The 25989-nt window shown below is 47.0% G+C and carries 30 protein-coding genes and 1 riboswitch; of the genes, 15 read left to right on the top strand and 15 right to left on the bottom strand.

The genetic code is table 11. The features are described 5' to 3' along the window. Positions 1–868: 868 nt before the first annotated feature. Entirely contained in the window at positions 869–1222 is a 354-nt protein-coding gene (locus KGF70_RS12110) for a CrcB family protein (RefSeq protein ID WP_050337908.1), read from the bottom strand. Continuing rightward, positions 1222–1605, bottom strand: a complete 384-nt coding sequence (locus tag KGF70_RS12105; RefSeq protein WP_216768007.1) for a CrcB family protein — start codon at positions 1603–1605, stop codon at positions 1222–1224. The genes KGF70_RS12110 and KGF70_RS12105 overlap by 1 nt, the downstream gene beginning before the upstream one ends. Before the next feature lie 329 nt (positions 1606–1934). Here KGF70_RS12105 and KGF70_RS12100 point away from each other — a divergent pair, with 329 nt between their 5' ends. Then, positions 1935–3455 carry an ABC-F family ATP-binding cassette domain-containing protein gene (locus KGF70_RS12100; RefSeq protein WP_216768006.1) on the top strand — a complete coding sequence of 507 codons (1521 nt, stop codon included), beginning with the start codon at positions 1935–1937 and terminating at the stop codon, positions 3453–3455. Positions 3456–3508: 53 nt separating this feature from the next. Here KGF70_RS12100 and KGF70_RS12095 read toward each other — a convergent pair whose 3' ends face one another. The 3 genes from KGF70_RS12095 to KGF70_RS12085 are packed head-to-tail and all read right to left on the bottom strand — an operon-like array spanning position 3509 to position 6170. Beyond that, positions 3509–4168: an energy-coupling factor transporter transmembrane protein EcfT gene (locus tag KGF70_RS12095; protein ID WP_003637454.1), complete on the bottom strand. Its 660-nt coding sequence runs from the start codon at positions 4166–4168 to the stop codon at positions 3509–3511. Beyond that, entirely contained in the window at positions 4165–5571 is a 1407-nt protein-coding gene (locus KGF70_RS12090) for an ABC transporter ATP-binding protein (protein ID WP_216768005.1), read from the bottom strand. Before KGF70_RS12090 ends, KGF70_RS12095 begins: the two co-directional genes overlap by 4 nt. Positions 5572–5600: 29 nt before the next feature. Next, entirely contained in the window at positions 5601–6170 is a 570-nt protein-coding gene (locus KGF70_RS12085) for an ECF transporter S component (RefSeq protein ID WP_050337903.1), read from the bottom strand. 100 nt (positions 6171–6270) lie between these two features. Further along, a riboswitch (TPP riboswitch) is annotated at positions 6271–6364 on the bottom strand. 144 nt (positions 6365–6508) lie between these two features. On the opposite strand from KGF70_RS12085, the gene KGF70_RS12080 reads away from it, so the two are divergent. The 3 genes from KGF70_RS12080 (at position 6509) to KGF70_RS12070 (ending at position 8768) form a co-directional block, all read left to right on the top strand. Next, a complete protein-coding gene (locus KGF70_RS12080; protein WP_021336862.1) occupies positions 6509–6994 on the top strand; it encodes a glutathione peroxidase in 486 nt (161 codons plus the stop codon). A gap of 43 nt (positions 6995–7037) precedes the next feature. Next, complete coding sequence (locus KGF70_RS12075; protein WP_216768004.1) at positions 7038–7868, top strand: aldo/keto reductase; 831 nt, start codon at positions 7038–7040, stop codon at positions 7866–7868. 714 nt (positions 7869–8582) lie between these two features. After that, positions 8583–8768: a hypothetical protein gene (locus tag KGF70_RS12070; RefSeq protein WP_216768003.1), complete on the top strand. Its 186-nt coding sequence runs from the start codon at positions 8583–8585 to the stop codon at positions 8766–8768. Between the two features lie 214 nt (positions 8769–8982). On the opposite strand, the gene KGF70_RS12065 is transcribed toward KGF70_RS12070, so the two are convergent. Beyond that, on the bottom strand, positions 8983–9168 hold the full coding sequence (locus KGF70_RS12065; RefSeq protein ID WP_253954744.1) for a GreA/GreB family elongation factor: 186 nt from the start codon (positions 9166–9168) through the stop codon (positions 8983–8985). Here KGF70_RS12065 and KGF70_RS12060 point away from each other — a divergent pair. After that, complete coding sequence (locus tag KGF70_RS12060) at positions 9106–9258, top strand: hypothetical protein (protein WP_216768037.1); 153 nt, start codon at positions 9106–9108, stop codon at positions 9256–9258. The genes KGF70_RS12065 and KGF70_RS12060 overlap by 63 nt on opposite strands. 190 nt (positions 9259–9448) lie before the next feature. On the opposite strand, the gene greA is transcribed toward KGF70_RS12060, so the two are convergent. From greA to KGF70_RS12045, 3 genes are all read right to left on the bottom strand, one after another. Further along, on the bottom strand, positions 9449–9919 hold the full coding sequence (greA, locus tag KGF70_RS12055; RefSeq protein WP_003637459.1) for a transcription elongation factor GreA: 471 nt from the start codon (positions 9917–9919) through the stop codon (positions 9449–9451). Positions 9920–9998: 79 nt separating this feature from the next. Then, entirely contained in the window at positions 9999–10418 is a 420-nt protein-coding gene (locus KGF70_RS12050; RefSeq protein WP_216768002.1) for a hypothetical protein, read from the bottom strand. Positions 10419–10430: 12 nt separating this feature from the next. Beyond that, on the bottom strand, positions 10431–10661 hold the full coding sequence (locus tag KGF70_RS12045) for a helix-turn-helix transcriptional regulator (RefSeq protein WP_216768001.1): 231 nt from the start codon (positions 10659–10661) through the stop codon (positions 10431–10433). Between the two features lie 345 nt (positions 10662–11006). Here KGF70_RS12045 and KGF70_RS12040 point away from each other — a divergent pair, with 345 nt between their 5' ends. Next, positions 11007–11720 (top strand): glucosamine-6-phosphate deaminase, encoded by a 714-nt coding sequence (locus tag KGF70_RS12040; protein WP_216768000.1) that lies wholly within the window; start codon positions 11007–11009, stop codon positions 11718–11720. Between the two features lie 235 nt (positions 11721–11955). Here the strand turns inward: KGF70_RS12040 and KGF70_RS12035 are convergent, their stop codons facing one another. From KGF70_RS12035 to KGF70_RS12025, 3 genes are all read right to left on the bottom strand, one after another. Next, entirely contained in the window at positions 11956–12939 is a 984-nt protein-coding gene (locus tag KGF70_RS12035; RefSeq protein WP_216767999.1) for a S41 family peptidase, read from the bottom strand. A gap of 177 nt (positions 12940–13116) precedes the next feature. After that, a complete protein-coding gene (locus tag KGF70_RS12030; RefSeq protein WP_216767998.1) occupies positions 13117–13335 on the bottom strand; it encodes a hypothetical protein in 219 nt (72 codons plus the stop codon). A 317-nt stretch (positions 13336–13652) separates the two neighbouring features. Further along, positions 13653–14252 (bottom strand): TetR/AcrR family transcriptional regulator, encoded by a 600-nt coding sequence (locus KGF70_RS12025; protein ID WP_216767997.1) that lies wholly within the window; start codon positions 14250–14252, stop codon positions 13653–13655. Positions 14253–14479: 227 nt separating this feature from the next. On the opposite strand from KGF70_RS12025, the gene KGF70_RS12020 reads away from it, so the two are divergent. Genes KGF70_RS12020 through KGF70_RS12010 form a run of 3 tightly spaced genes read left to right on the top strand, consistent with a single transcriptional unit; the run spans position 14480 to position 15246 of the window. Continuing rightward, complete coding sequence (locus KGF70_RS12020) at positions 14480–14746, top strand: hypothetical protein (RefSeq protein ID WP_003637465.1); 267 nt, start codon at positions 14480–14482, stop codon at positions 14744–14746. Between the two features lie 37 nt (positions 14747–14783). After that, entirely contained in the window at positions 14784–14945 is a 162-nt protein-coding gene (locus KGF70_RS17800) for a VOC family protein (protein WP_367889994.1), read from the top strand. Beyond that, positions 14902–15246 carry a hypothetical protein gene (locus KGF70_RS12010; protein WP_216769423.1) on the top strand — a complete coding sequence of 115 codons (345 nt, stop codon included), beginning with the start codon at positions 14902–14904 and terminating at the stop codon, positions 15244–15246. The genes KGF70_RS17800 and KGF70_RS12010 overlap by 44 nt, the downstream gene beginning before the upstream one ends. A gap of 304 nt (positions 15247–15550) precedes the next feature. On the opposite strand, the gene KGF70_RS12005 is transcribed toward KGF70_RS12010, so the two are convergent. Then, on the bottom strand, positions 15551–16966 hold the full coding sequence (locus KGF70_RS12005; protein WP_216769424.1) for a C69 family dipeptidase: 1416 nt from the start codon (positions 16964–16966) through the stop codon (positions 15551–15553). Between the two features lie 363 nt (positions 16967–17329). On the opposite strand from KGF70_RS12005, the gene KGF70_RS12000 reads away from it, so the two are divergent. Genes KGF70_RS12000 through KGF70_RS11985 form a run of 4 tightly spaced genes read left to right on the top strand, consistent with a single transcriptional unit; the run spans position 17330 to position 22907 of the window. Then, complete coding sequence (locus tag KGF70_RS12000) at positions 17330–19171, top strand: PTS mannitol-specific transporter subunit IIBC (protein WP_101872682.1); 1842 nt, start codon at positions 17330–17332, stop codon at positions 19169–19171. 37 nt (positions 19172–19208) lie between these two features. Beyond that, positions 19209–21284, top strand: a complete 2076-nt coding sequence (locus KGF70_RS11995) for a BglG family transcription antiterminator (protein ID WP_216769425.1) — start codon at positions 19209–19211, stop codon at positions 21282–21284. Positions 21285–21298: 14 nt separating this feature from the next. Then, the gene (locus tag KGF70_RS11990; RefSeq protein WP_003637470.1) at positions 21299–21748 is read left to right on the top strand and encodes a PTS sugar transporter subunit IIA; all 450 of its coding nucleotides are present in this window, start codon (positions 21299–21301) and stop codon (positions 21746–21748) included. Between the two features lies 1 nt (position 21749). Then, positions 21750–22907 carry a mannitol-1-phosphate 5-dehydrogenase gene (locus KGF70_RS11985; protein WP_216769426.1) on the top strand — a complete coding sequence of 386 codons (1158 nt, stop codon included), beginning with the start codon at positions 21750–21752 and terminating at the stop codon, positions 22905–22907. Positions 22908–23188: 281 nt separating this feature from the next. Here the strand turns inward: KGF70_RS11985 and KGF70_RS11980 are convergent, their stop codons facing one another. Next, the gene (locus KGF70_RS11980; protein ID WP_216769427.1) at positions 23189–23755 is read right to left on the bottom strand and encodes a hypothetical protein; all 567 of its coding nucleotides are present in this window, start codon (positions 23753–23755) and stop codon (positions 23189–23191) included. Between the two features lie 180 nt (positions 23756–23935). On the opposite strand from KGF70_RS11980, the gene trxA reads away from it, so the two are divergent. Continuing rightward, the gene (gene trxA, locus KGF70_RS11975) at positions 23936–24268 is read left to right on the top strand and encodes a thioredoxin (protein WP_216769428.1); all 333 of its coding nucleotides are present in this window, start codon (positions 23936–23938) and stop codon (positions 24266–24268) included. Positions 24269–24484: 216 nt separating this feature from the next. Here the strand turns inward: trxA and KGF70_RS11970 are convergent, their stop codons facing one another. After that, a complete protein-coding gene (locus KGF70_RS11970) occupies positions 24485–24817 on the bottom strand; it encodes a hypothetical protein (protein ID WP_216769429.1) in 333 nt (110 codons plus the stop codon). Between the two features lie 493 nt (positions 24818–25310). Here KGF70_RS11970 and KGF70_RS11965 point away from each other — a divergent pair, with 493 nt between their 5' ends. Then, positions 25311–25835: a hypothetical protein gene (locus KGF70_RS11965; RefSeq protein ID WP_216769430.1), complete on the top strand. Its 525-nt coding sequence runs from the start codon at positions 25311–25313 to the stop codon at positions 25833–25835. Positions 25836–25989: the final 154 nt, after the last annotated feature.

Here is a 25989-nt window from a genome sequence, read left to right as displayed (position 1 = left end):
GATGCGCTTCCTAGTCCGACTTCCGGGGCCGGCTGACAACGCTGGAACAGGGCGGACATCGATTTGAACTCACGCAGAAACCCACTGCGCAATTTCAAATACGAGTCTTCTTCTAGCCCGGGAAAACCTCCCGGACAAGAAGAATTTCGCCCTTGAGCATGGTCAGCCGGCCCCTTCAGTCGGGAAGCCGTTCGAATGGCGGATGAACGGCCACCTATCTTGGTGCAACTGACCACTGAATATTAAGTGGCTATCCTTCAGATGAACTTTGAATTGGTATCGTTAATGATTTGCGTAATTTATATATCGGTAAATTGCCTGCAGATAATCATTCACTTCAATGGAAACTCGCCTCATAATTAGACGTTAACAGCGCCAATTGCCCTCAATTCAGGCCTTCAATTTCTCAGGCGACTATACAGCTTTTGCAAGTATTTAGAATTAAAATGCGAGTAAACCGGCCTAAAAATTATCGAAACCAACCTCAAAGTTGATTACTAAAACAACTGTTTACTAAGAATCAATGTCCAGTCCAATAAAAGTTGAGTCCGCACACATCCGCCTTTCGAATACCATCCCGGCTGGAAGGTATTCTGGGCAAGGCCCAGTGGTAAAATTTCACTTAGCAAGCGTCCTTTGCTTGGTTAGTGAAAGACCAGTATTTAAGACGTGGGTTGTCGGCTTAAATCTGTGTCCACCACGTTTCCGGCCATTGCCCAGAATGCCTGGAAGCCGGCGTAGGACGTCGCTACAACAGCACGTTTACGCTAATTCGCACTGTTTCCAACGGGTCTCAGCTGGCAGCTCTTGAACTCATAAAATAGCATGATTCAATCAGCTTTAATGCTAAAGAACACTTATGCGAAGATTAACAGCGAGTGCCTAAGTAGACGAGTAATAAGCCGCCAATCAAGCTAAGGGCTAAGTATAGCCCGGCGACGCGCCGATGCTGGTGGCGACTGAGTAAGACGATTTCGTTGATCATTGTTGAGAACGTGGTGTAGCCACCCATGATGCCAGTACCTAAGAAGACTTGCCAGTGTCCAGATAGTGGGCTTGTCAGAATCCACCCCAGCAGGAAGGCGCCAGTCAGGTTGATAAAAAGTGTGGCGACTGGTAAGGTCCAACGCTGATTGAGGGGCCGCGCCAACTGCATGATGCCGTAGCGGCCGAGTGCCCCGAGTGCCGCCCCACCGCCAGCTAATAAGACTAAACTAAACATTACGCCTCACCCTCCGGTAACCAGTGTTCACTGAGCAAGTTTCCAGCTAGTCCAGCCAGTAGCCCCAGTCCGATGCTGACAACAATAGACAGCAATGCCGAAACGCTATGGCCACTTTGATAGCTCTGTAGCGTTTCAAAAGTGAAGGTCGAAAAGGTGGTGAAGCTGCCAATCAGCCCAACACTCATGCCCATAATAATGGCCTCAGAGACTGGTAAACGGGCTGGTAGCAGCGTCGTAATCAGACTCAGAACAAAGGCGCCGACGATATTGATGAGGCACGTGATCCAGAAATGTTGTGGCCAGGTCACAAGGAGGCTGAGTGCTTCTCGCAACCCGCCGCCTAGAACGGCAAAGGCGGCGATGGCGATGATTTTTTTCAATATTGACACCCGCTTTCTGAAAGTAACTCTAGTTTACTGAAAGTTGGACCTGAGGACAATCCGTCAGTCGGACCTTGCAAAATAAAAATAAACATGCTAATCTACAAAGTAACTTATGAAAATACGAGGTATTCAGCCGATGCGCAACTAATTAATTCTAGTAACTGAACAGTCACCAACCCGATATGAAGGGGTGGACTGTCCGTTTTGGGATTAATTAGAGGTGCTGGCTGAATCGATGGTCAGCGGTCTCATGATTTGAGGGCGTTTTTTTGTGTCCGCAAATCATGATGGACAATTAATCCCTGCAGTAAAGGGGATGTTGATCAATGACAATGATTAATTTAACGAAGATTCAAAAAAATGTGGCGGGACGGGCACTATTTACGATTGACCATTTGGTGGCGACCACCGGTGATAAGATTGGGGTCGTCGGTCGCAATGGGACGGGAAAATCAACGCTTGCCCATTTGATCACCGGAGTAGATACCGATTACCGTGGACAACTGGTGACGGATGCGCCCGTCAGTTATGTGCCACAACTGGCTCCGACACTCGATCAGAGTGGCGGCCAAGCAATGATGTCCAGAATCCGCCAAGCCTTGAGTGCCCGACCCGCAATCTTGATTTTAGATGAGCCGTCGTCAAACTTGGATGAGGCGCATCAACAGTGGCTGATTGCGCAACTGCAAGGGTTTCATGGTCTGTTGATGTTGATTTCGCATGACCGCCACTTGTTGGATGCGGTAACCAATCAGACGTGGGCATTTGAAGACCAACGGGTTCAAGCCTATGCGGGTAATTATGCCCATTATCGTGAAGTCCGCGACCAACAACGGCAGACGCAGGAAGTGGCCTATCAGCGTCAGATGCGTCATCGACGTGACTTGTTGGCGGCTCAACAACAGCGTAATGAAAAGGCTCAGCGGATTCGAAAGGGCAATCGGCGGATGTCAGCGGCTGAGCGGTCCAAAACGAAATCCTTGCGAGAAGCGACGGCGGCCAAGATGGAGCGGACGGCGAAGCGAATGGTTGCACGGGGGGCACACGAACCGCAAGTCGCCAAACCATTGACGCAACGTGGGTTTAAATTGGTGGCGACTGACTTTCCAAGCTTTACGGGGAAGACCGTCGTGACGGGTCTTAACGTGACGTTGAAGCAATATGGCAAAACGTTGTTGACGCACGCTGATTTTCAAGTACTGCCTCATGAACGGGTCGCAATCGTGGGACCCAATGGCAGTGGCAAGACGACCTTATTACAGGCGATACTGTCCCGACGAGTCCCCGGGTTAACATTAGCACCGTCCGCTAAAGTCGGCGTCTTCAATCAAGATATGACGATGCTGGATGGCGAGCGTTCTGTCTGGGAGACGGTCCGGCGAGCGAGCCAATTACCGGACCAAACGATTCGTAACGTCATGGGCGCACTCGGCTTGCCAGCCCGTTTTTATCAACAACAAGTGGCCGCATTGAGTGGTGGCGAACTGGTGAAGCTCCAGTTAGTCGCCATCTTAGTCGGACAATATAACGTGCTGATGCTCGATGAACCGACTAACTACCTGGATGTCGACGCACTTGAAGCGTTGGCAGCCTATCTGCAAGACTATCCGGGCACCGTTCTGTTCGTCTCACATGACCAGTCATTTCGGGATGCCGTGGCGACGCGGACGCTACAATTGACCAATCAGCAACTGCTTGATTTTGCTCAGGTCGCCGTAGCCCCCAAACTTGCGGAAGCGGATATTGCCGTTCTGCAATTCAAATATGACCAGCTGATGATGGACCCTGCGGCAACGACCGCCGAAATTCAAGCGTTGAAGCACCAAATCGATCAATTAAAAGCATGATCAAAGGCCGCCCAACTAGTCATAACGCTAGTTGGGCGGCCTTTAGATGATAGTTAAGTCCACGGAATCACGAAGACGCCGATTTGTAATAAAATGACGCCCGTAATCACGATGCCCCAATCCACCTTGGTGAGTGGAATCTGGCGGTAGTGGGTCCGGGGCGCGTCCTCAACGAATCCGTGTGAACGCATCGCCTGTGCCAGATTTTGCGACCAGTTGATCGAGATTAAGATGGCTTTGAAGTAGAGCTGCGGCGACCAGAAGGAGAGCACTTGGCCACGCATCAGTCCTGCCGCCCGAATCACCTGAACTTCGTGGCGGATTCGTGGTACCAGGTTGTAAGCAGCCAAGACGCCATAGGCAAATTTGGCTGGCATGTGCCAATTTTGTTCCAACGAATCGGTCAGCTGTAGGACGTCGGTCGTGAGCGTAAACGTCGCACCGGTAAAGACGAAGGCGTAAATTCTAGTGAACAGTACCCAGGCCATCAATGTTCGGTCGCCGCTACCGTTAATATATTGGGTGCTCCACAAGCCAATCGCCGGCAACAGTGGTAACAGGACTAACCAGCCGAGCGTCCGCAGTCGGGTCCGGTGTGCCAGCAAATAAATGATGGCTAGGATCACCAGTGCGACGTTGAGACTAACGATGGTCGTGAATGAAATTTCTAACGCGATAATCAGTAATAATAATAATTTCATACTTGGATTCACGGTCGCACCACCCAATCTAACTGATGATTTTCAAAATGCAGCTGATAGTCGATCAACGGCAATAGTCCGGTCAATTGATGACTGATAATGATCAATGTTTGTTGAGTTGCGGCCTGCGTCTCCGTCAGCAGTGTCACCAGTGCGTTGACAGAGCGCAAGTCCAAGCCTTTCAACGGTTCATCCATTAAGAGCACTGGTGATTGCATGATCAACATTAATAAAATCTGTAATTTCTTTTTCTGCCCCTCACTCAGCGTATAAATAATTTGGTCGTCACGTCCAGCTAAGTTGAGTTGGGTGAGCGCGGCTTGAATTCGTTTGGGCGTAAAGTAATCACCGTACGCGTAACGCTGACTTTGCGCCAATTCTTCAGCGACCGTGATGTTTAAAAACTGAGTTTCGGCATCTTGAAACAGTAAGGCAACGTGCCGCGCATAGCGTTTGCGTTTTAATTTTGCAATGGGCGTACCGTTGTAGCGAATCTCGCCACCGTATGAATGCAAGCGGACGAGGGCTTCAAAGAGTGTCGACTTGCCACTGCCATTGGGACCCGTAATCAGCGTGTTATGGTGGGCGAGTAACTGCCGCGTCGTGGGTGCAAGTAGTTCCCGGTCACCCGCTGCAAGGGTCACCTGATCTAACTGAAAGCACGGTTTGGTCACTGGTTCCGGTGCCGTCCACGCCCGCTGAGGTTGGTCAGTGAAAGCGGCAAATAGTTGTGGCCATTCGGACTGGGCAACGGGGACTAACTGGTGATTCGTCAGCCGCACCACTTGGTCTACGAGCTGATCATAACCCGCTAAGTCGTGGTCAGCTAGGATAATCGTTTTGCCGTGTTGGTCGCGCAATTCAACGAGTCGTTCGAGTAGTCCGGCGCGGGCTTCGGGGTCCACGCTGGCAAAGGGTTCGTCGAGCAAGATCACATCGCTATCCATCGCCACGATAACGGCGAGGGCAACCTTTTGTTTTTCACCACCTGATAGCTGGTTCAAGAGACGCGGTTGTAGGTGCTCAATCCCCACGAAGGCCAGTGCGTGCCGCAATCGTGCCATCATCTGTGAGCGGGGCACTTGTAGGTTCTCCAATGCAAAAATCAACTCGTGCTCGACCGTGTCCATGGCAAACTGTTGATTTGGATTTTGAAACATCATCGCGACGTGCCGCGCGCGCTGATTAGCGGGTAGGTCGTTTAATGATTGACCGTCAAATGTGATACTGCCGGATGCGTCAACTAGCGATATGCCCCCCGCCATCAGCTGAAGTAGTGTTGACTTGCCAGTTCCCGACGGCCCCGTTAATAAGGTGAACTGTTGTGACGGTAACGTTAAATTAACGTGTTCCAGAATGGGTGTCGGCGCCTGTGGATATGAATATGTTAAGTTGTTCAGCGCGATACGAGCCATTCTTGATTCCTCCATACCAAAGTGCGAGATTAATGTGTCGATTTGAGAACGTGGCTACGGTCAAGTAAGTCAGTAATTGCCTTGGTCAATAGACCACCGAAGACGAACATTGAGATGAAGCGCACGACTAAGTATAAGATCAGTAGCCAGAGTTGTAGTTTGAAATAGCCATTACGAGCCAGATCCCAGCCAAACGTCACCAGCGTGGTTGTGGTGGCCGCAGCCGTTAATCCTAACCAATCGTAATGTTTGTAGCCGGTTGCGATGTAGCCGAGTTCGGCCCCGAACCCTTGAACGATCCCCGAGATCAAGGTCGTGATACCCCATTGGCCGCCAAAGAACATTTCGACCGTCGCTGCGAGCAGTTCGCCTAAGGTAGCGGAACCCTTTAAACGAATCAGGTAGCCCGCCAGCATCCCGGGCATGCACCATAAGCCCAAAAGCAGTTCGTTGGCGAGACCGCTGAGCCCGAACGGTGTCAGTGCTGCACTCAGCACGTTATAAACAAAGTTGGTCCCCATAAAAATCGCCCCAAAGAAAATCCCGATAAGGGCCAGTAAAATAATGTCGTTCAAGTACCATGATTTAACCCATTTCATTGTTAAATCCTCCCAAAATAGTTTGTCATTCACGCATCTAAGCGACAAAAAACGCCCACCACAAGTAACAGTGGCAGGCGGCTAAGTCTGAATTGATGGTTCCCCAAATAAAGCATTGCTCCCTGCGCTGGCATTGTCCAGATTCAGGTTCAATGGGTATTATCTCAGCCGCAATGGCACCCCAGTTGCTATGAATGATACGTTCAGTGTAACGGATAATCACGTTGAGTGCAATCAAATTTCCAGAAACCAAAGCAAAGTACGATGAAAAATCACAATTTTGTGGTTTACTAGGGTTAAAGCAAGGCAATTGATTAATATTCTTAGGAGGGATGTTGATGGCTGAATCAGTGTATGACTTTACCGAAACGGAAATGAGTGGTGAGACACTCGACTTGTCGCAATATCGCGGGCAAGTGTTATTGATCGTGAATACGGCCAGTAACTGTGGCTTGGCGCCACAATTTAAAGGATTAGAAGAACTCTATCAGAAATATCATCAAGAAGGATTAGTGGTGCTTGGCCTGCCGTCTAACCAATTTCATCAAGAAAAGGCTGATGATGAGGAGACCCACGACTATTGTCAACGGCACTATGGCGTCACCTTCCCAATGACGAAGCGCGTGATGGTCAATGGTGACCAGGCGGACCCGTTGTTCACTTATTTGAAACAAGCGGCGGGACATGGGCGCATCAAGTGGAACTTTACCAAGTTCTTGATTGGCCGCGATGGTCGCGTCCTCGAACGGTATGCGCCGACGACTCGTCCAGCAACGTTTGAGGCTGCGATTCGCGATGCTTTGGCAGACCGTTCTGAAGATTAGTATGGTTTTGTTTTGAAAATTTTGAAGAAAGAAGTGGATTGAGTTGGAAACTTATACGCTACGTGATGGATTGACGGTCCCGAAGATTGGTTTTGGGACTTATAAACTGAATGGTGCGCACGGGGTGCAGGTGATTGGTTCTGCAATCGACCGCGGCTATCGATTACTAGATACGGCCTTCAATTATGAAAACGAAGGGGCCGTGGGTGAAGCAGTGCGGCGGTCATCCGTGCCACGCTCGGAGTTGCTGATCTCGTCCAAACTACCAGGGCGGCATCACACGTACACGCAAGCCATCAATACGATTCAAGAATCATTGTATCGAGCCGGGCTCGATTATTATGATCTGTATTTGATTCACTGGCCCAACCCGAAGGAAGACCATTACGTTGAAGCTTGGCAGGCACTGATTGACGCTCAGAAGTTAGGCTTGATTCGTTCGATTGGGGTCTCCAACTTCTTACCGGAACATTTAGACCGGTTGGATAAGGAAACCGGGGTCTTACCCGTTATCAATCAGGTCGAATTACACCCGTATTTCAACCAACAAGCACAACGGGACTATGATCAAGCGCACGGTATCTTAACGCAGGACTGGAGTCCCCTTGGCCGCGCGAGTGAGATGCTACAAAATGAGACGCTTAAAGCGATTGCGGCGCGCTACCATAAAAATGTTGGCCAACTGATCTTACGCTGGGAGTTACAACTCGGTACACTACCAATTCCGAAGTCGTCGACACCGAGTTGTCAAGCAGGGAACATCGACGTGTTTGACTTTGAAATCAGTGACGCTGATATGGCAACGATTAATGGCCTGAGTCGGGCAGATGGTCGTTTGAATGACCAAGATCCGGCAGTTTATCAGGAATTTTAATTAAAACGCTGGATGTAAAAAAGATAGTGGCGCTGTTGTGATGACAACTGGCCACTATCTTTTTTAGGTTGGCTCATTTTTCTGGAATTTGAAGCGTTATAAAACAGTATTACCGGTATATTCGAGAATTAATGGTATCAATTGCAAGAAAACTAGTTATTTGCTCATGATGATAAAAACAACTAGTACGTAGGCCGCAAGTAATATTAATAATATGATTATCATCAATACTTGCACAAGACGGTTTATGAAGCGGCGGTTCAAAGCCGGGATGAACTCTAGGTAGGCTGTTAAGGCTAGAAAGCCCGTAATGGCTAAGCCGCTCCCGAGAGACGTATTCCAGTAAATGAACCAGAGACCGACTATCGCGACGAGTAGTCCGATAATACCGATCCATTTGTGCATCTTATTTTGAGGTGCTAAGAACGCGAACATGTCATGATCACTCCTAACGATATGTGGCTATGAATGCCGATAATTCCAGCTTAACATATCGAAATTGTGGTTATGAGCTATAATTTCATACAAACCAGGAATGTGCTAAAAATAATCAAAAAATAAGGATGCTTCTGTGTGTACTGGTGCAGTAGCGATTTGCTTTTTTAATCATACAGGATGCTAATGGGGTAGCTGTGCGCCACTATCTGGTAAAATATGCTTATGGGTATGTTTTAAGGGCGGTTGGCTGTTTTTATCTTGGAAGGTCGTGGTAGTATGACAAATACGTTTCCCACACTAGGAAAGGTTTTCAGCCGTGGTCACTTTACCTGTTTGGTTTGCTTTCTTGCAGATCATTTTGAGCATCGCACTAGCGATGTATCAGGTATGGAACGCCAGAAACAAAAAATAGCCACCCCAAAACTTTGGCCAGCATTGGGTGACTGTTTTTTAGTTATCTAAATTTTAAAGCCAACTGCTCTTAGAGCGGGCCTTGATTCAAGTCGGTATTAACGTACCGGCTTTTTTACTATCTTTATTTTAACACGTATACACTTCGGGAAGTATATTTTTGATTCAAAAAAATCAAAATAAGCGCCCAATCGATTGATATAACTACTTTATTACGCGCGCTTAACCGCAATCATCTTAACCTGATAAGCCCTGTTCGGCGCACTCACAGTAAACACGTCGCCAACGGTATGATTGGCGAGCGCCTGGACGATGGCGATGTGAATGAAATCCTTGGTTGTTCAAGATTGGCTTCTCGTTTACCGACGAGTTGATAGGTGATTTGGCCATGGTCATCAAGGTTTTCAGCCGTGGTCACTTTACCTGTTTGGTTTGCATTCTTGCAGATCATTTTGAGCATCGCATTAGCGATGTATCAGGTATGGAACGCCAGAAACAAAAAATAGCCACCCCAAAACTTTGGCAAAACTTTGGCGAGTAACCGGGTGACTGTTTTTTGGTTATCCAAATTTTAAAGCCAACTGCTTTTAGAGCGGGCCTTGATTCAAGTCGGTATTCGCGTACCGGCTTTTTTACTGCTTTTATTTTAACACGTATAGGCTTCGGTAAGTGTATTTTTGGTCCTCCAAAAAATAAAAATAAGGGCCCAATCGATTGATATAACTATTTTACTACGCGCGCTTAACCGCGATCACCTTAACCTGATAAGCCCCGTTCGGCGCGTTCACAGTGACCACGTCGCCCACGGTATGATTGGCGAGCGCCTGGCCAATGGGCGATGTGAATGAGATTTTTTGTTGTTCGAGATTGGCTTCCTGTTTGCCGACGAGTTGATAAGTGATTTGGTCATGGTCGTCTAGGAATTCGATGGTGACGAACTTGCCAATATCCAGTTGGTCATTGTCGGCGGGTTGGACGATTTGGGCATACTGTAACTGTTTGTTGAGAAAACGTAGGCGACTTTCTAAGCGGCCCAAGTCGCGTTTGGCACTACTATATTCAGCGTTCTCAGAGCGGTCGCCCAATGCAGCGGCCGCGGCGAGAATCTTGATTCGTTCGGGCCGTTGTTGTTTCAAATCCTCGATTTCTTGTTCAATCGCATGGTAGCCGGCCGCAGTCATTTTGTTAAAAGTTGGTTCCATCGCTAAGACCTCGTATCCGTTAAATTTCTGGGAATAGTTTACCGCAAAAGTGACTGAATTGGTACTGGCCAGGCAATCGCTACTGTTCATCGCGGCTGCGTAAGTGATTGCTATATAGCATGATGCCGCTAGTAATCGCGGTCAGAACAACCCCTGCGAGCAGGCTGATGAACGGATGATGACCGGCAGTCAGAAGGTAAAAGCCAACGAAGAAGCCAACTAGTTCAATGAGTGCGCTTACGCCGAGGTAGCGCCATGACCGTTTCGGTTTGTCTTCTATTGGGGTGCTCACGTTGAGGGAGAGCACAATCATAGTGAATACGGCAATCATGAGGACGAGGAACAACGGATTGTCGTACGTGAAGGCGTGCAAGAGGTCACTTTTTTGCCAGCCTTGCCATAGTAAAATCAGTAAAATGACACTATTTTCAATCAATAACGTTGTGCGGATGTTCTTGAAATTTTGTAAAATTAAACGTTCGTCGCGAATCTTCTTCATGATTGAGACCTCCTAACTTGGGTCGATCCAAAAGACGGTATCCAGTGTTTGGTGGAGTGCATAACAGAGGTTGAGACAGAGCTTCAATGAGGGATTATAAGTGCCTTTTTCAATCAGGCTTAAAGTCTGCCGGGTGATGCCAGTAAGGTTGGCGAGTTCTTTTTGAGAAAGCCCTGCCGCTAAACGAAATGCTTTGACGTGATTGTCCACGAATTTTCCTCTGATGTAAAATATATGTTCCATTTGTCCTTAGTATAAACGCAGGCCAGGTGACTGACAACCGGAATTGATTGGTTTGGACAACTGGCAAACGTTGACAACAAAGATGACGCCAAAAAAAATAGCCAATGACTTTGCAGCCTTGGCTAGTCGTGGAATTTCTCACGTTCCACGGAGTTACGAACAAGTTAAGTATAGGCAAAGTTATCAGAAAATACAATTAAACTATTAAGGTAGTTTAGACTGATAGCTTAAAGATGGTAACGATTGCAAGAAAATTAAATTGGATTTTTTAAACAAATCCCTTGTATTTTAGTCTAGACCAATATACAATTGGACTATACCAAACAAAGAGGGAGTCAGTTAATTATGAAAGTTATCGTAGTAAAGGATCAAGCTGCCGGCGGTAAGGAAGGCTACAAAGTATTTAAGAATGCTTTAGATAATGGTGCGAAAGTATTTGGGTTGGCAACTGGTTCGACACCCGTTACAACTTACCAAGAAATCGTAAATAGTGATTTAGATTTCAGTGACTGCACATCCGTTAACTTGGATGAATACGTTGGGATTGCACCAGACAACGACCAAAGTTATAAATACTTCATGCAAACTCATTTGTTCAATGACAAGCCATTTAAGGAATCATTCTTGCCAAACGGTTTAGCTTCAGATCCAGAAGCTGAAGTTAAGCGTTACGACAAAGTAATTGACGAACACCCAATCGACTTACAAATCTTAGGAATCGGCCGTAACGGTCACATTGGTTTTAACGAACCTGGGACCCCTCGCGACATTACGACGCACGTGGTTGACTTGACTGAATCAACGATCGAAGCCAACGCGCGGTTCTTCGCTAGCGAAAATGATGTGCCTAAGCAAGCCTTCTCAATGGGCTTAGCTTCCATCATGAAGAGCAAGCACTTATTGCTTGAAGCATTCGGTGAAAACAAGGCGGATGCCGTTAAGGGTATGATTGAAGGCCCAGACACGGTTGACTTACCAGCAAGTATCTTGCAAAACCACCCAGACGTTACCGTTATTATTGACGAAGCGGCTGCAAGCAAGTTAAGCAAGAAGTACTAAACTGAATTTAAAAGCCATTTGCAACGATGCGTGTTAGTACGTGTCGAATTGACGAATGGGATAGAATGATTTTTAAACAGCTTCACCGCGGTAGTTAGCCGCAGTGAAGCTGTTTTTTTGGGTTGATGGGTCGCCGTAATTGAAGTGGCGACTAGTAGGCTAATTTTAAATCAATCGTAACCTAAATACCCGTCAAAGACTGGTATTAAACATTTCTTGACGGGTGTTGATTGCCTCATTCGGATAAGTGTTTTTCTAATTCGTGCCAAAAATCTGTATCTAGGGGTTGTTGCTTCTGATACGGTTCACCCTTAGCAGGAGAAATCGGGGCATACATTGTTGTGAGATCCGGCTTAAGCGGTTCGTTATTAAAGTGCCGTTGATTGCCAATTTTGACAGGGCTAGTAATCGTCCCAATGGTCAGGATGGCGGCGGTCTTTTTCGATTTTGCGACGCGCCCTTTATTGACACTAGTATAACCAGCTGTTGGGACGCCAATCGTAGTCACTTGCGGATTTCGTTTCAAAGCCATGATCGTCATCTCAGCCGCGCTACCTGTTCGAGAATCCGTGATGACCACGACTTGCTTGTGAATGGCCGCATGACTGGCTGGAAAGCGATAGCTGTTGCCAAGCAAGCCACCGTGAATTTGTGTGGCCGTCATCACGACTTGCTTGCCATGGTCAGCATTGTCAACTTCAGACCACAGGACACCCTTAGGGATGATTGCGGCTAATCCGGCAATCATGGGGTAATAGTCCCCACCTTGATTGTGCGCAAAATTCAAAAAAATCGTCTGCTGATGACTAACGGTTTTCAGTAGCTTGCGCAGTTGTTGCTGATACTTGTTGGTTTTTTTACTATCGGCCGAAAAGAACGTTGGCACATTCAGCACTTGATACCCGTCAATGTTTGAAATTGACGGATAATTAAGTTGTTCCAATTCTTTTGGAGAATCTGTCGCAAACGAATGTCGATTTCCTTGTTGCAAAATTGCACTTAATTCGCGCACGGTCTTAACGTTTTTTCCGCGATTCGTCTGTTTCACTAACGCTGACCACTGCTTGGGTTGCTCAATAATGCCATGTTTACTCATCTCCGAAATAACTGCCGGGGCTTCGAGATTATCCGTGGCGGTGGGCTGATGGTGACAACCCGCCAGTAAAATTACTAATCCCAACAAGCTGATTTTGAAATACCGCGTCAAACTTAAAGTCATATCATTCAAATCCTTATCAAAAGTCAATTACCGGCCAAAAATGACAGTCTAGGCGCATGACTGACGTAAATGGTTGGTGGCGTAGCGACTTCAGCTAGTCACTAACATTTTAGAACGTGCTTATATCATTTCTAACAGTTTAGAATGTGCTGACATCATATCTGAGCACAGACCTGATTAGCGATGACAATACAGATTGCCACCACCTGCATAAGCGCCATGATCGCCTGCTGGACACGAACCGTGGTAAAGTCCACCAGATCCGTGTGGTGTCGGAATTCCAGATGGAAAAGCCGTCTTTGGCCAAGTAGCAGCTTGTGAATTCAAGGCAGGCGTAAACAAGAACAGACTGCCTGCGCCCACTGTAAGTAGAAGGCCTAATACTTTTGTTTTCATATGAAAAAAGCCCCTGAAAATATCATTTCACTCCGGTAATCGCTTACATTGTCCCGCTAATCGTCTCCCTTAACAACCTGTTTTCACAAAGTTTTCAGTGAGTAATCGTCAATCAGTCTAACGACCCTATCATGGCCTCTTAATACGTCAACTCAAAAAATGTCGTCACAAACGCTAATCGAGTTTGTGACGACATTTTGAAGGGGCGTCAGACTTTCAAAGACGGCGCCGAAAATAGTTAGTGAAGGTTTGGCTCTTGAGATTGGGCTCGACCGGGGTAATTAACAAAGTAGTGCGCGGTGGCATGTGACCGTTACCTACGCTTTTTTAGATGGCGATTCTAACGCATTGTTCTTGATAATTTGAGGCCGAATCGTCTGGATGAGTGCGTTAAAAGAGCTAATGACGTTTGGTAACTGTCCTGAACCGTGTTGGATAACCCACTCCAACAGTGTCATCTGCAAATTAGCTGTCATATCCGCAATCAGGTCAATTGGCGTCACCTGAGTTAGTGACTGTGCTTCAATGTAATGCTTCCAGCCATTATGTAGAATCTGTTGAAAATTGACTTTTAGATCAGCTTCTGGCTCATGGACGGTAAATAAAATATGAATCGCTTGTTGATTTTCATCTAAGAGCACCCAAATACTTTGCATGAGTTCATCAAAGTTACCATCAATAATCAATTGAAAGTGTGGCCGAACTTTTTGTGTGAACATTGTGCTGTAATGGGCGACCATTTTATCTAATAAATCATATTTGTCGAGGTAATGGCTATAAAACGTTGAGCGACTCGTTAAGGATTGTTGACAAATGTCGGCAATCGTAATTTGACGAAATTTTTTAGTTTTGAGCAAGTCTAGGAAAGCAGTTTGAATATCACGTTCGGTTTTGATTCTACGGACATCTTTTGGCATGGTAGCTCCCTTAATTGATCATAATTAGTAGTAATAAATTAAGCATAGCATATTCGATAATTTTATGAAAATTTGTTCGTTTTCGAACACTTGAAGCCAAACTGTTTGAAAGCGGACAACTGCTCTTATTTTGACAGTCGTAAATTCGGTTGGAATCTCCTATGATGATGTTGTTGAAAGGAAGCCGGCGTTATTCCCTTTAAATTAAAAGATTAGAGGTAATTGAAATGTATACTTGGACTTTTTGGATTTTAGCAATTTGGTTTGTTATTAATGTTATCTGGATGTGGTTTGCTCTAGATAAGCCAGGGTTACAAAAAACGTTTGCATGGATTAACGTGATTGCCGTTGTTTGGGGATTCTGGGCATTCTATGGTGCCGCACCAGTTGCGGGCCTCCATATTTGGTTTGAACTATTGAACTGGGTAAATGTGCTGTTGGCCTTACTGCAGTTCTACTTCGGTTATCGGCATGCGACTAAGCAAGCACAATAAGCGCCATCGTTATTAGGAGAATGTAGGTTGAATGTAGATGAAAGGGTCTGATCAGATGACGAAAGCAACTATTTTCACAGGGACAATTGACCATTCGGGATTTGTTGTTCCAGACATCGACGCCGCAGTTAATTTTTTCGTGGACGTGTTGGGGTTTGAAGTCCTGCAACGTCCCGGACGGATGCAACCCAGCAGATGACAGTCTGACACGGTACTTTGGCGTTCATACGGGTGCAGTAATGGAAGGTGCGGCCTTTCTACAGTATGGTGGTCGTAAGATCGAACTGGTTCAGTGGTCCGCCCCACGACAAGTTGATCCGCAACTGAATCCCGCTGACGTTGGGGCCGCACATCTCGCCATCACGGTCAGCGATTTATCGGAAGCAAAAGCCTATTTTGAACACCAACCGAATGTCACGGTCAGAGAGATGGGGCCGTTGGGGTTCTTCTACATCACGACCCCTTGGGGAATGGAAATTCAAATCATGCAACAACCGTAAAACCCAATCTAGCGCCTCTTTTGGGTGATGTCAGTTATTGTGATTAGCCGTCATACGACATGAATGCAATCTAAGATTCCTGAGTAATTTGGGAGCCTTGGATTGCTTTTTTTGTTGGGATTATCGGGAACGACATGGTTATCGTTCGGCACATGATAAATGAAATCCGAATAAAAGACACTGAAAGCTGACGACAAACTAAAACGACCTTCAAAATTGAAGGTCGTTTTTAAATTGACTGCTAATTCTAACGTGACAGAATATGGCGAGTCAGCATACGGCGGAGATATCCGAACAGTACGCCTTACAAGTTCTGTCCTTTTTCCCAAGTCGTTTTCGATAACAACAAGCCTTGCTTAACCAGCGTGTCGAACAAAGCGTGGGTCCGCTTTGAAATTTCACCAGCAGTTTCAGCGTTGGCCTGGGTTAAAAATGTCGTGGCATCGCCAGTGATTGCGGCGTCGGTTGCGGCGACCCGGCCCCGTGCATAGGATTGGCAGCCGTCGCGATAAGCATTGACTGTCTCAGCAAATTCATGCCAGTGCGGTTCGATTAGAACGGAAAGGGTCTTCGACAGCCAGTACACATTATCGACGTCGACGGTGCCAGTCGTGTTACGGTAGTCCAGCGGCGTGTCGTTGATATTCGTAAAGAATGGGACGTAGGGTGCGTAGGAGAAGAAGCCCATCGCGATCCATTGAATGGCCGCCTGCTCAGCAGGGACGTCATTGCGAATTTGGAGAATGGACGAGCATTGGTTGCGGTCCATCGCAATTGACCGGTACCGTGTTTGTTCGCGGTGGTCACCCGAGGCAAAGGTGCCAAATGGGTCGTACGGGGTCCCGTTGTAATGTGAAGATAGGAAGAATTGGACGTCTTCAATCGCTAATTTTTTACTTGGGTGCCGGAACAACGGCATATCTTGGTCGGTCGGATTTTGCGCGATTTCTGGGTTGAATAGCTTTTGCCCATACCAAGTCCGAGGGGTGTTGTAGTAAGCATCCGCCTCATTTTGCGTGCCAAAGATCTCACGGAAATTAAAGTGGCCTGGATTAGGATTTAAGTGATACTGATTAACAAAGTCAGCTAAATCACTAGCGGCTAAGTAGTTCGCGGTGTCGTTGAGGTCCATTTCCTGCAAAACCGTCTGATTAGGAACGATGGCGTAAGTGTCTTCTGGCATCCGCACCGCGCCCCAATGATGACCGCCGGCAGTTTCCAATAGCCAAATATCGTCATGGTCGTTGAAGGCGATACTGTTACTTTCGCCAGTGCCGTATTTTTCAATGAGGGCGCCTAATCGTTGGACGCCTTCCTTAGCGCTTTTGATGTAAGGCAAGACCAGGGTGACCATGGCTTCTTCGTCGACACCATCGTGGACCAGTGGATCGTAGCCGAGAACGCGGGCATTGGTCGCTGTTGTTTCCGTTGCGCTCATGCCAACGTTGAATTCGTTGATGCCCGCTTCTTCATAACGGCCATCATGCTGGTCGGCCTGTGGCGTCGCGGTATAGCGGTAAGCGTGGTCCGGTAGCGGTACGGTGACCCCGGTCGTCACGGACGTATAGCTGGCGTTCGTCTGGTCGTGGGCTTCGTGGACAATAAACTTAATGGGATTAATTGGACCATAGCCGTCTTCGTTACGTGCCACGATGGTCGAACCATCCATGCTGGCAGCTTTCCCAACTAATATTTCGGTACAATCTGTGTCTTTTTTCATTCTAATCAGTCACTCCTTAGTTAAGTATAAGTATAGGAGCTTGACCAGGGATTACAACGGCAATTTGATTTTCCAGCGTTTAAAATGAGAAAACGGTGAGTCCTGAATGCACCGAAATGGGTGCTGAATCCTCAAATCAACTTGTGAAACCGCAATCATGTTCGAAAAGTCCTTCCGAATGAAAACACTTTACTTGTTGTTGTGCCGGCGTTTATCGAACCTGTGCCAAATTCAATTTTTGTGAATTAGTGAGTTTAATTTTGGCACAGTTTGTTGTGCCACGGGTCTACCTAGATGTTCTTGAAACCGCTTACCGCGATAGATATGATTAAGTTGTTAAGAAAAAGGAAGGAGCTTTACCTGATGAGTGAAAATGTAAATACAACTGCAACCCAAAGCGCTCCTGTTGCAAAGAAAAAAGTGGGCGTCAAGGCTCGCGTTCAAAAATTTGGGAGTGCACTGAGCAACATGGTGATGCCGAACATCGGTGCCTTCATTGCTTGGGGCTTAATCACCGCCATCTTCATGGCTGGTGGGTGGTGGCCAAATGCTGATTTGGCTAAAATGATTCAGCCAATGGTTCATTATTTATTGCCATTATTAATCGCGTTTACCGGTGGGAATATGATTGCCGGTCATCGTGGTGGGGTCGTTGGTGCGATTGCCACGATTGGTGTGATTGTTGGGTCAAATATTCCAATGTTTATTGGTGCCATGATTATGGGACCTTTAGGCGGCTGGGTTATCAAGAAATGGGATGAAGCCATTTCCGATAAGATCAAGAGCGGATTTGAAATGTTAGTCAACAATTTCTCCGCTGGGATCATCGGGATGTTATTAGCTATTTTAGGCTATTACGCGATTGGGCCAGTCGTTGCCGGCGCAAGTGCATTAATGGCTGCCGGGGTTAACTGGATTATCCAAATGAAGCTTTTACCATTGGCGAACGTCTTCATTGAACCAGCGAAGATTTTATTCTTGAACAATGCGATTAACCAAGGGATTTTGACCCCACTTGGGATTCAAGCGGCGGCTAGTGCAGGTAAGTCAATTCTGTTCTTGCTCGAACCTGATCCAGGTCCAGGTCTTGGGATTCTGTTAGCCTTTGCTTTGTTTGGTAAAGGGACGGCTAAAGCATCTGCACCTAGTGCCATGATTATTCATTTCTTCGGTGGGATTCATGAAATTTACTTCCCATACGTTTTAATGAAGCCAGCATTGTTCTTAGCCGTTATTGCTGGTGGGGTTACCGGTACTGCAACGTTTAGTCTTTTAAATGTTGGGCTAAAATCAACGCCATCACCTGGTTCAATTTTAATGTTATTCATTATGTCTCCAAAGAATCTTGGTAACTATATTGGCTTAGCAGTTGGTGTGATCCTAGCCACCTTAGCCTCCTTCATCGTTGCCGCCATTATCTTGAAACGTGACAAGTCAACGGATACGGATGATCTGGCCGCTGCTCAAGGTAAGATGAGCGACATGAAGGGCGGTAACACGGCGACTGCTAGTGCAACAGATGCTGAACCTGCCGATGTGATTGCTTCATATAAAGATGTCGACCACATTATCTTCGCCTGCGATGCCGGAATGGGTTCATCCGCAATGGGCGCTTCGCTCTTACGGGATAAGGTCAAGAAGGCCGGAATCAACATGTCCGTTACGAACACGGCGATTAGCAACTTGAAAGACGAACCAGGTTTATTAGTGATTACGCAAAACGAATTGGCTGACCGGGCAGCTCAAAAAGCACCCCATGCATTACGCCTTGCCGTTGATAACTTCTTGAGCAGTCCAAAATATGATCAAGTCGTTGTTAACTTGAAGGCACGCGACCAAGTTAGTGATGCCCCTGCATCTGCAGCAGCTGAACCACAAGCAACTACAGACACGCCGGATGCATTGCCAGCTAACTTAGACTTAAGTGTTGTTGACGAAATCGTCTTCGTTCACCATGACGGTCATTTGGGAACAGCGACGATGGCAACGTCCTTAATGAAGGACCGCGTCAAGAAGGCCAACAAACATGTTAGTGTTAAGAACTTAGGAATCGATGAATTGACGGACAGCAACAGCTTGTTAGTAGTCTCCAGTGCCGAAGCGGCCAAGAACTTGAAGACCCGCTACACACAAGTTCAAGTCCTCATTACTGACGACCTATTGAGCTCACCGAAGTATGATAAGATGGTATCAGAATTGAAATAAAATGATATTAATACCATTTATATTATGAGGTGGCACCATGGTTAAGTTCACACAACGTCAAGACGAGTTGTTACAGTTGTTGCTGGCGAATCCCACCGGACTTTCAATGAGTCAGATTGAAACCGGTCTCAACAGTAGTCGGCGCACGATTTATCGGGAATTTAGCAATCTGGAATTAGTGTTAGCGAATGCTGATTTGAAGATTGTGAATGAAAAACATCATTTTCAGCTGACTGGGTCCCCAGCAGCATTGGCTGAATTTCAAGGCCAATTGGCGGCAGGACGCAAACTAGCGCCGGCGTTTGATTCGCAGACGCGCCAGAATGCCTTAGCTTGTCGGTTGTTGATGACGGATCATGCCGTAAAATTAAAAGAACTCGCGCTTGATTTTGATGTGAGTGTGGCGACGATCTCAAATGATTTAACGGCCTTGACGACGCCGTTTGCAGACTACGAATTATCTATTGAACGACTGAAGTCACGGGGCATCCAAGTTGCCGGGACCGAGGGCAGCATTCGTAATCTCTTTGCCACCATTTTAAATAATGAAATCAACGACTATGAGTTTTTTAAAACGATTGGGAAGTTGAATCAGGGACTTGCCGTTTCATCAAGTGATGAACAGTCGTATTTCTTGAATTTACTAGATGCGCAATCATTGATTACGTGTTACCAAGCCGTTCGTGGATTGAAGAAGAAGTACTTTGCGTCGGTCCCCGATGGTCAGCTCCAACAGTTGATCATCACCTTGACGACGGGCATCATGCGCTTGCAACATCAGCAGCGCGTGACGTACTTGCGGGGCATCAACCGCGATGATTTCTTGAAGTATCAGCGGATCGCGTTGGCGATTATGACGCAGTTACCAGAGCAGATCAAAGCGTTAGTTACGGGTGCGGAAATTGACTTTTTGGCCCAGCAGATCAAGGGACTGACCTTCCGCATCGACCAGGACGCCTCATTATCGAATTACGATTTGCAACTCACGTATCAGGTCAAACAATTCATTGATGCGGTTGCGACGAACTTCGATTGGTCGTTTGGGACGGATGACCACTTGCTGAATAACCTCACGGCGCACATGCAGATTGCTTTACAACGCAACGGGGTCAGCGGACCGGTACCACCGAGCTCTGAACTTCAAGAAGTTCGTGAGCAATATCCGAAGTTGTATTCAGCGGTGGTCCGCGGCTTTTTCCAAGTCTTTACCGACCAGAACTTCACGACTGATGAGTTGACGTACTTGCTGATTCACTTTGCCAGCACCTATGAACAACAGTTGAGCCATCAATCGCTCAAAGTCTTGGTGCTGTGTCCCAATGGGATGACGACCGCCCGCATCTTGAAGACGCGTTTGGCCCGGCTAGTCCCAGAGATTACGTCGATTGAGGTTGCCCGTATTGGCAGCTTAGGGCAGATTCATCTGCAAGATTTCGACATGATCCTCTCGACGACGAGTCTACCAGGATTCAAGTTGAACTACCGGGTGGTCAGTCCGCTCTTGTTGGAGAACGAAGTCACGGCCTTGCGGGAATATATTCATCAGTATTTTCCAAGTACCAAGGTGGTCGAGTCTCCAACCGATGAACCAACGACCACCACGCTTGATTTTGATACCGTCTACCAACAAATGACGGTCGCCAAGCAAATCCTAGACCGCTTCACCATCACGCCGATTCGAAATGACGATGAGACGATTGCGGAGACCTTGGTCAAAATCACGCGGCATATTGATCCCAATCTGATTCATGACCCCTTAGAGGTAGCGGGGCGGTTGTTACACCGTTTAGGACTAGCGCCAGTGGGCATTCCGAATACGAATTTGGCGCTCGTGCACACGTTGAGTCAGGAAGTCACCGCACCCTATTGTGCAATCTTCGAACTCGACCAACCGTTGCCTTTTAAGAGTATGGATAACCAATCCATTCGGTTACAGCGGATCGTGTTAATGCTCGGCCCCGCTAATATCAGTGATTTTGAAAATCGGCTGATGGGTAAGCTGAGTGCGCTGGTCATCGAAAGCCGCAAGAACACGCAGACCTTTATGACCGGTGACCGCCAGCAACTTTATCAGTTAATTAGTACAGCATTTTTGAACGAACTAACGAAATAGCGTAGGTGAAAATAATGGAAGCTTTAGATAAGAAAATGATTGCGTTGAACCAACAAGTCGCAACGCAAGAAGAAGGCATCCGCTTAGCCGGTCAACTATTGGTCGATGGCGGTTGTGTGGAACCGGAATACATCGATGCCATGCAGGCACGTAATCAAGATGTTTCCGTTTATATGGGTAATTTCATTGCCATCCCCCATGGTACTGAAGATGGCATGAAGTACATTAAAAAGACCGGGATCTCAGTGGTCCAAGTACCAATGGGTGTGAGTTGGGGAAATCCAGACGATGACGACGATGATAAGACTGTAACGGTCATCTTCGGCATCGCGGGTTTGAACGGCGAACACTTGAACCTCTTATCTCAGATTGCGATATACTGCAGCGACGTAGCCAACGTTGCCAAGTTAGCGGACGCTCAATCTGAAGATGAAATCATAAATCTATTAAAGGAAGTTGATTAGCATGTTAGACGTACATTTTGGCGCAGGGAACATTGGTCGGGGCTTCATTGGCGAAACCTTGGCAGACAACGGGTTTAAGATTACTTTCGTTGATGTTAATGATACTTTGATTGACGAATTGAACAAACGGAATGGTTACACCATTGAATTGGCTGCAGAAGGCCAAGAACACATTGAAGTTCACGATGTTAAAGGCATTAACAACGGTAAGGATCCTAAGGCGGTTGCTGAAGAAATTGCCCAAGCCGATATGGTCACGACTGCGATTGGACCTAAGATTCTGAAGTTCATCGCACCATTGATTGCCGACGGGTTAAAGTTACGGCAAGCCAATAACAACACCACGCCAATCGACATTATTGCGTGTGAAAACATGATTGGTGGGAGCCAATCATTGAAGAAGTCCGTCTACGAATCATTGAATGCTGACGAACAAGCGTGGGCCGATCAAAATGCCGGCTTCCCAAATGCGGCGGTCGACCGGATCGTGCCACTTCAAAAGCACGACGATCCATTGTTCGTTTCTGTTGAACCATTCAAGGAATGGGTCATCGACAAGTCACAAATGAAGAACCCTAAGATCCAATTAAAGGGTGTTGATTACGCGGACGACTTGGAACCATATATTGAACGGAAACTCTTCTCCGTTAACACTGGTCACGCCACGGTTGCCTACACTGGTAACATGAAGGGCTACAAGACGATCGGTGAAGCGGTCAAGGATAACAGTGTTGTGGACCAAGCTAAGCACGTCTTAGGTGAGACTGGTGACCTGCTGATTCAAAAGTGGGGCTTTGATCCTGAAGTCCACCATGCTTATCAAAAGAAGATTTTGAGCCGGTTTGAAAACCCATATATCTCAGATGATATCGAACGGGTCGGCCGGACACCAATCCGCAAGTTAGGTTTCAACGAACGCTTTATTCGCCCAATCCGTGAATTGAAAGACCGCGGTCGCGACTACAGCGCCTTGGTTGACACGGTTGGCGAAATGTTCTTCTTCAACTATCCAAATGACAGCGAAAGCGTCAAGCTACAACAATTGTTGAAGGATGAACCAATCGAACAAGTCATCCGTGAAACGACCGACTTGAAGGATGAAGAGTTAATCAATGAAATCAAAGCAGCTTACGAAAAGCATTTGGCTGCTGTAAAGTAATTTAAAAAGGGCCTAATCACAAACCGCCATAGTGATTAGAACCTTAAAAGGACGTGCACCCTATGATGGGATGCGCGTCCTTTTGTGTTCGCAGCTTGAGTTGTTGTCAGTTGTTGGTTGCGACTACTGCTAATGGTAGTCAGTGGCCGCGCAGACTTACGGATAGGCGTCGTGGCGTGTGTTGGTTGAAGTTGTTTCGAAAATAATGCACGCTGTTCAGACGCACTGGTGATGCGAGCTGAGGCATAAATGCACCTAGCCTAACGTCCCATCCAACGAGATTAGCGTTCCCAGAAGTGCCACCAGGGTTTGGCAGCTTGCTGGGACTGTTGGTCCAACTGGGCCATGACCTGGTTCAAACGGTCGCTCAATGAGTCCAGGCGACGAATGATGATTTCCTGTTGCTTATACAATTCCGTGTTGGTTGGGCCGGATGGTCGCGCGGTCGGAACCCGTTTGTCATCGGTAACGGATGTGGTGGTCGTCTCGGGCTTAGTGGCCTGTTCAGCAACGGGTTCAGCCTGTTCAGCAGTTGCAGCCGGGGCCTTGGGAGCCTTTTCTGTTGTGGCCGGTTCAGCTTGCTTAGTTCCAAAAGCGCGTCCCAGCGCCGTTGCGAGCGTCGTACCTTGTTCTGCCAAATCGATGGCAGCTTGGAACGTTTTTAGATCCGCGGGGCTGTATAACCGATGACTATTATCGGCCGGGCGGAAGCGGTTCTCGTCGTTTAATTGTTTTTCAACCATGGTACTGTACTTGCGCAACGTCACTGCCTTGATGCCGAGTTGTTCAGCGGCGACTGATGCGACTAGTTCTGAGTCCTGTTCAGGACTGAGTGTTTGTGTGGACACAAAAATTCCTCCTTTAGCCTATATCGTTTCTATAACGCTATTATATCGAATTTTAATCGTAAAAAACACTGATATACGGGGAAATTGTGACCCATGTTCGGGATTCAGACCGCGAACACCGCTCGAAGGTGCAAAACATGCTATGATAGAACGGAAATCAATGGAAATGAGGATTACGATATGATTGAACCAGTAGATAAGACGACCTTTGAGACCGTGGCGGCCGATACGGCGCTGACCGTGGTTGATTTCTGGGCTGATTGGTGTGGCCCGTGCAAGATGCAGGAGCCAGTGCTTGAAGCGCTCGATGACGCGTATGACGGGCAAATCAAGTTTGCGTCATTAGACGTGGACCAGCATCAAGAAATTGCCGAAAAGTTTGAAATTATGAGTATTCCCGCACTCGTGATTTTTAAAAATGGCAAGCCCGCTGAAAAAGTAGTCGGGTTTCATCCACAAGCAGCTCTGAAGAAATATTTGGATCAGAAGTTGGCGGAAGCCACAGCTGATTAGAATGAAGCCGGCGTTGTGTGCTGAATAATTGGCTAAAAAAATCGCGGTAAGCTAAGTGCTTACGGCGATTTTTTAGTGACCGGCGATACTGGTATTTAGTGAATAGCGTCATTAGGACGTCGTTTGGTACACGGCCTAGTTAGTCAGCTCAGGTTCAGACTGCTAGCTCAGTTGAACTTCGGCCCGTGCCTGCGTAGTCGAGCTGGGACGTACCATTCAATGTTTAGGATCATGGCGGGTTTGGTACAGCATCCAGATGGCGAAACTTCCGACGCCCAGAATGGCAAGGTCGATTAACAGCGTGTGCCACAGCGGTCTAACGACTGGGTAGAAGGCCCACTGTTCGAGCAACAATGCAGCCAGGCAGACTGGCGCTAATTGATATTTGAGTACCGGCTGTTCGCGATGGCGCCACGGAATGATGATTGAAACCAACCACATTAGAATTGAAATCACGATGGTCACAACTGGATTGATCAGCATCGATAGGATGCCTAGAATAGCGAGTAGATAGGGCATGAAGATTAAGGGATTCTTGAACATAGTCATCTTGTTCCTCCTCGTGGTTAAACGTTGTCGTTTGCGGGGTGTGGGTAATCGGTAGCTGTGTCGGGGGTATTCGGAGTCGGTACATCTAATTTTCAGTGACTTAACGTAACTTGTATGATGCCCGTGTACTTAGTTGATTAGTTTGATTGAATGACGACAATTGCTAAAAAAGATGATGGTTGTGCGCTGGCAATCACTAAATCGACACGATTGGCTAATCAAACGAACGCACCTCGCTAATACCAGCGTAACACAGTCATCAATTCATTTGTAATCCTATTAAGAAAGTCGTGATTGAGAAACTAATTTTCATGATAATTTTCAAAGTCTGTCAAGTTAGGAATCGTTAATAGTTTAGCGTGAGGGTGGCCGCTTAACCGCGAGCTAACGGGAGCGCCGTTGTTAATAATTAAACGGTCAGTGAGACGGCCTATATAATTCGTTGAGCTATGCTAAGTTAGTAGGAATGAAAACGGCGACGAGAGGGGTTAACATGAAGAAATTAATATGGGCATTACGCCTGGGAATCGTCTTATTTGGGGTCGCATTAGTGTGGGAACAAGTGCAATATAATCGGCAAGTTGCCAGTGGTCAGCGCATCAGTCAACAGCGCCAGTCACGCCATCGTGAAGCGAATCATCTTAAAATCGTTCGTCCACGCCAACTGAGTGACTTTTCTGCCACCAAGGTTGAAGCGGCCCAAGTCTCGTTGCATGTGAAAGGCCCCCGGGTCATTGACGAAGACATACCATTACATATTCGACAGATTGCGGCCGGGCAACGTATCCAGCCCGAAAATCCGCGTAGCGCTGTCTACAATAAGCCGATGATTCAAGTCTATAGCGACGACCACCAAGACATGAATAATCGCGTGACCTATGCCCACAATGCGGATAATACGGTGATGATTACCCCCACGGAATCAAGCCCAGCGAAATCCCAAGCAGTGCGCGTCAACACGCAGGCAAGCCCAAAACACCGCACGACACTACTCAAGGTCGTACAACTCATTATTTAGACGGTCTAATATGCATTAGGCGATTTGATTTGGTAGCGTCAAGAATCTTGTGTAAATGAAATGCCTTCGTACATATAATATGTATCTAACTTAAATAAACGATGCTTCCAAGGTGTCCTGGAGTCCTTTGAACCCTCGGTGGATCCGCTTCAGA

This window comes from Lactiplantibacillus sp. 7.2.4 (genome assembly GCF_018991185.1).
GTDB lineage: Bacteria > Bacillota > Bacilli > Lactobacillales > Lactobacillaceae > Lactiplantibacillus > Lactiplantibacillus pentosus.
This window is presented reverse-complemented; position numbering and strand designations above follow the sequence as displayed.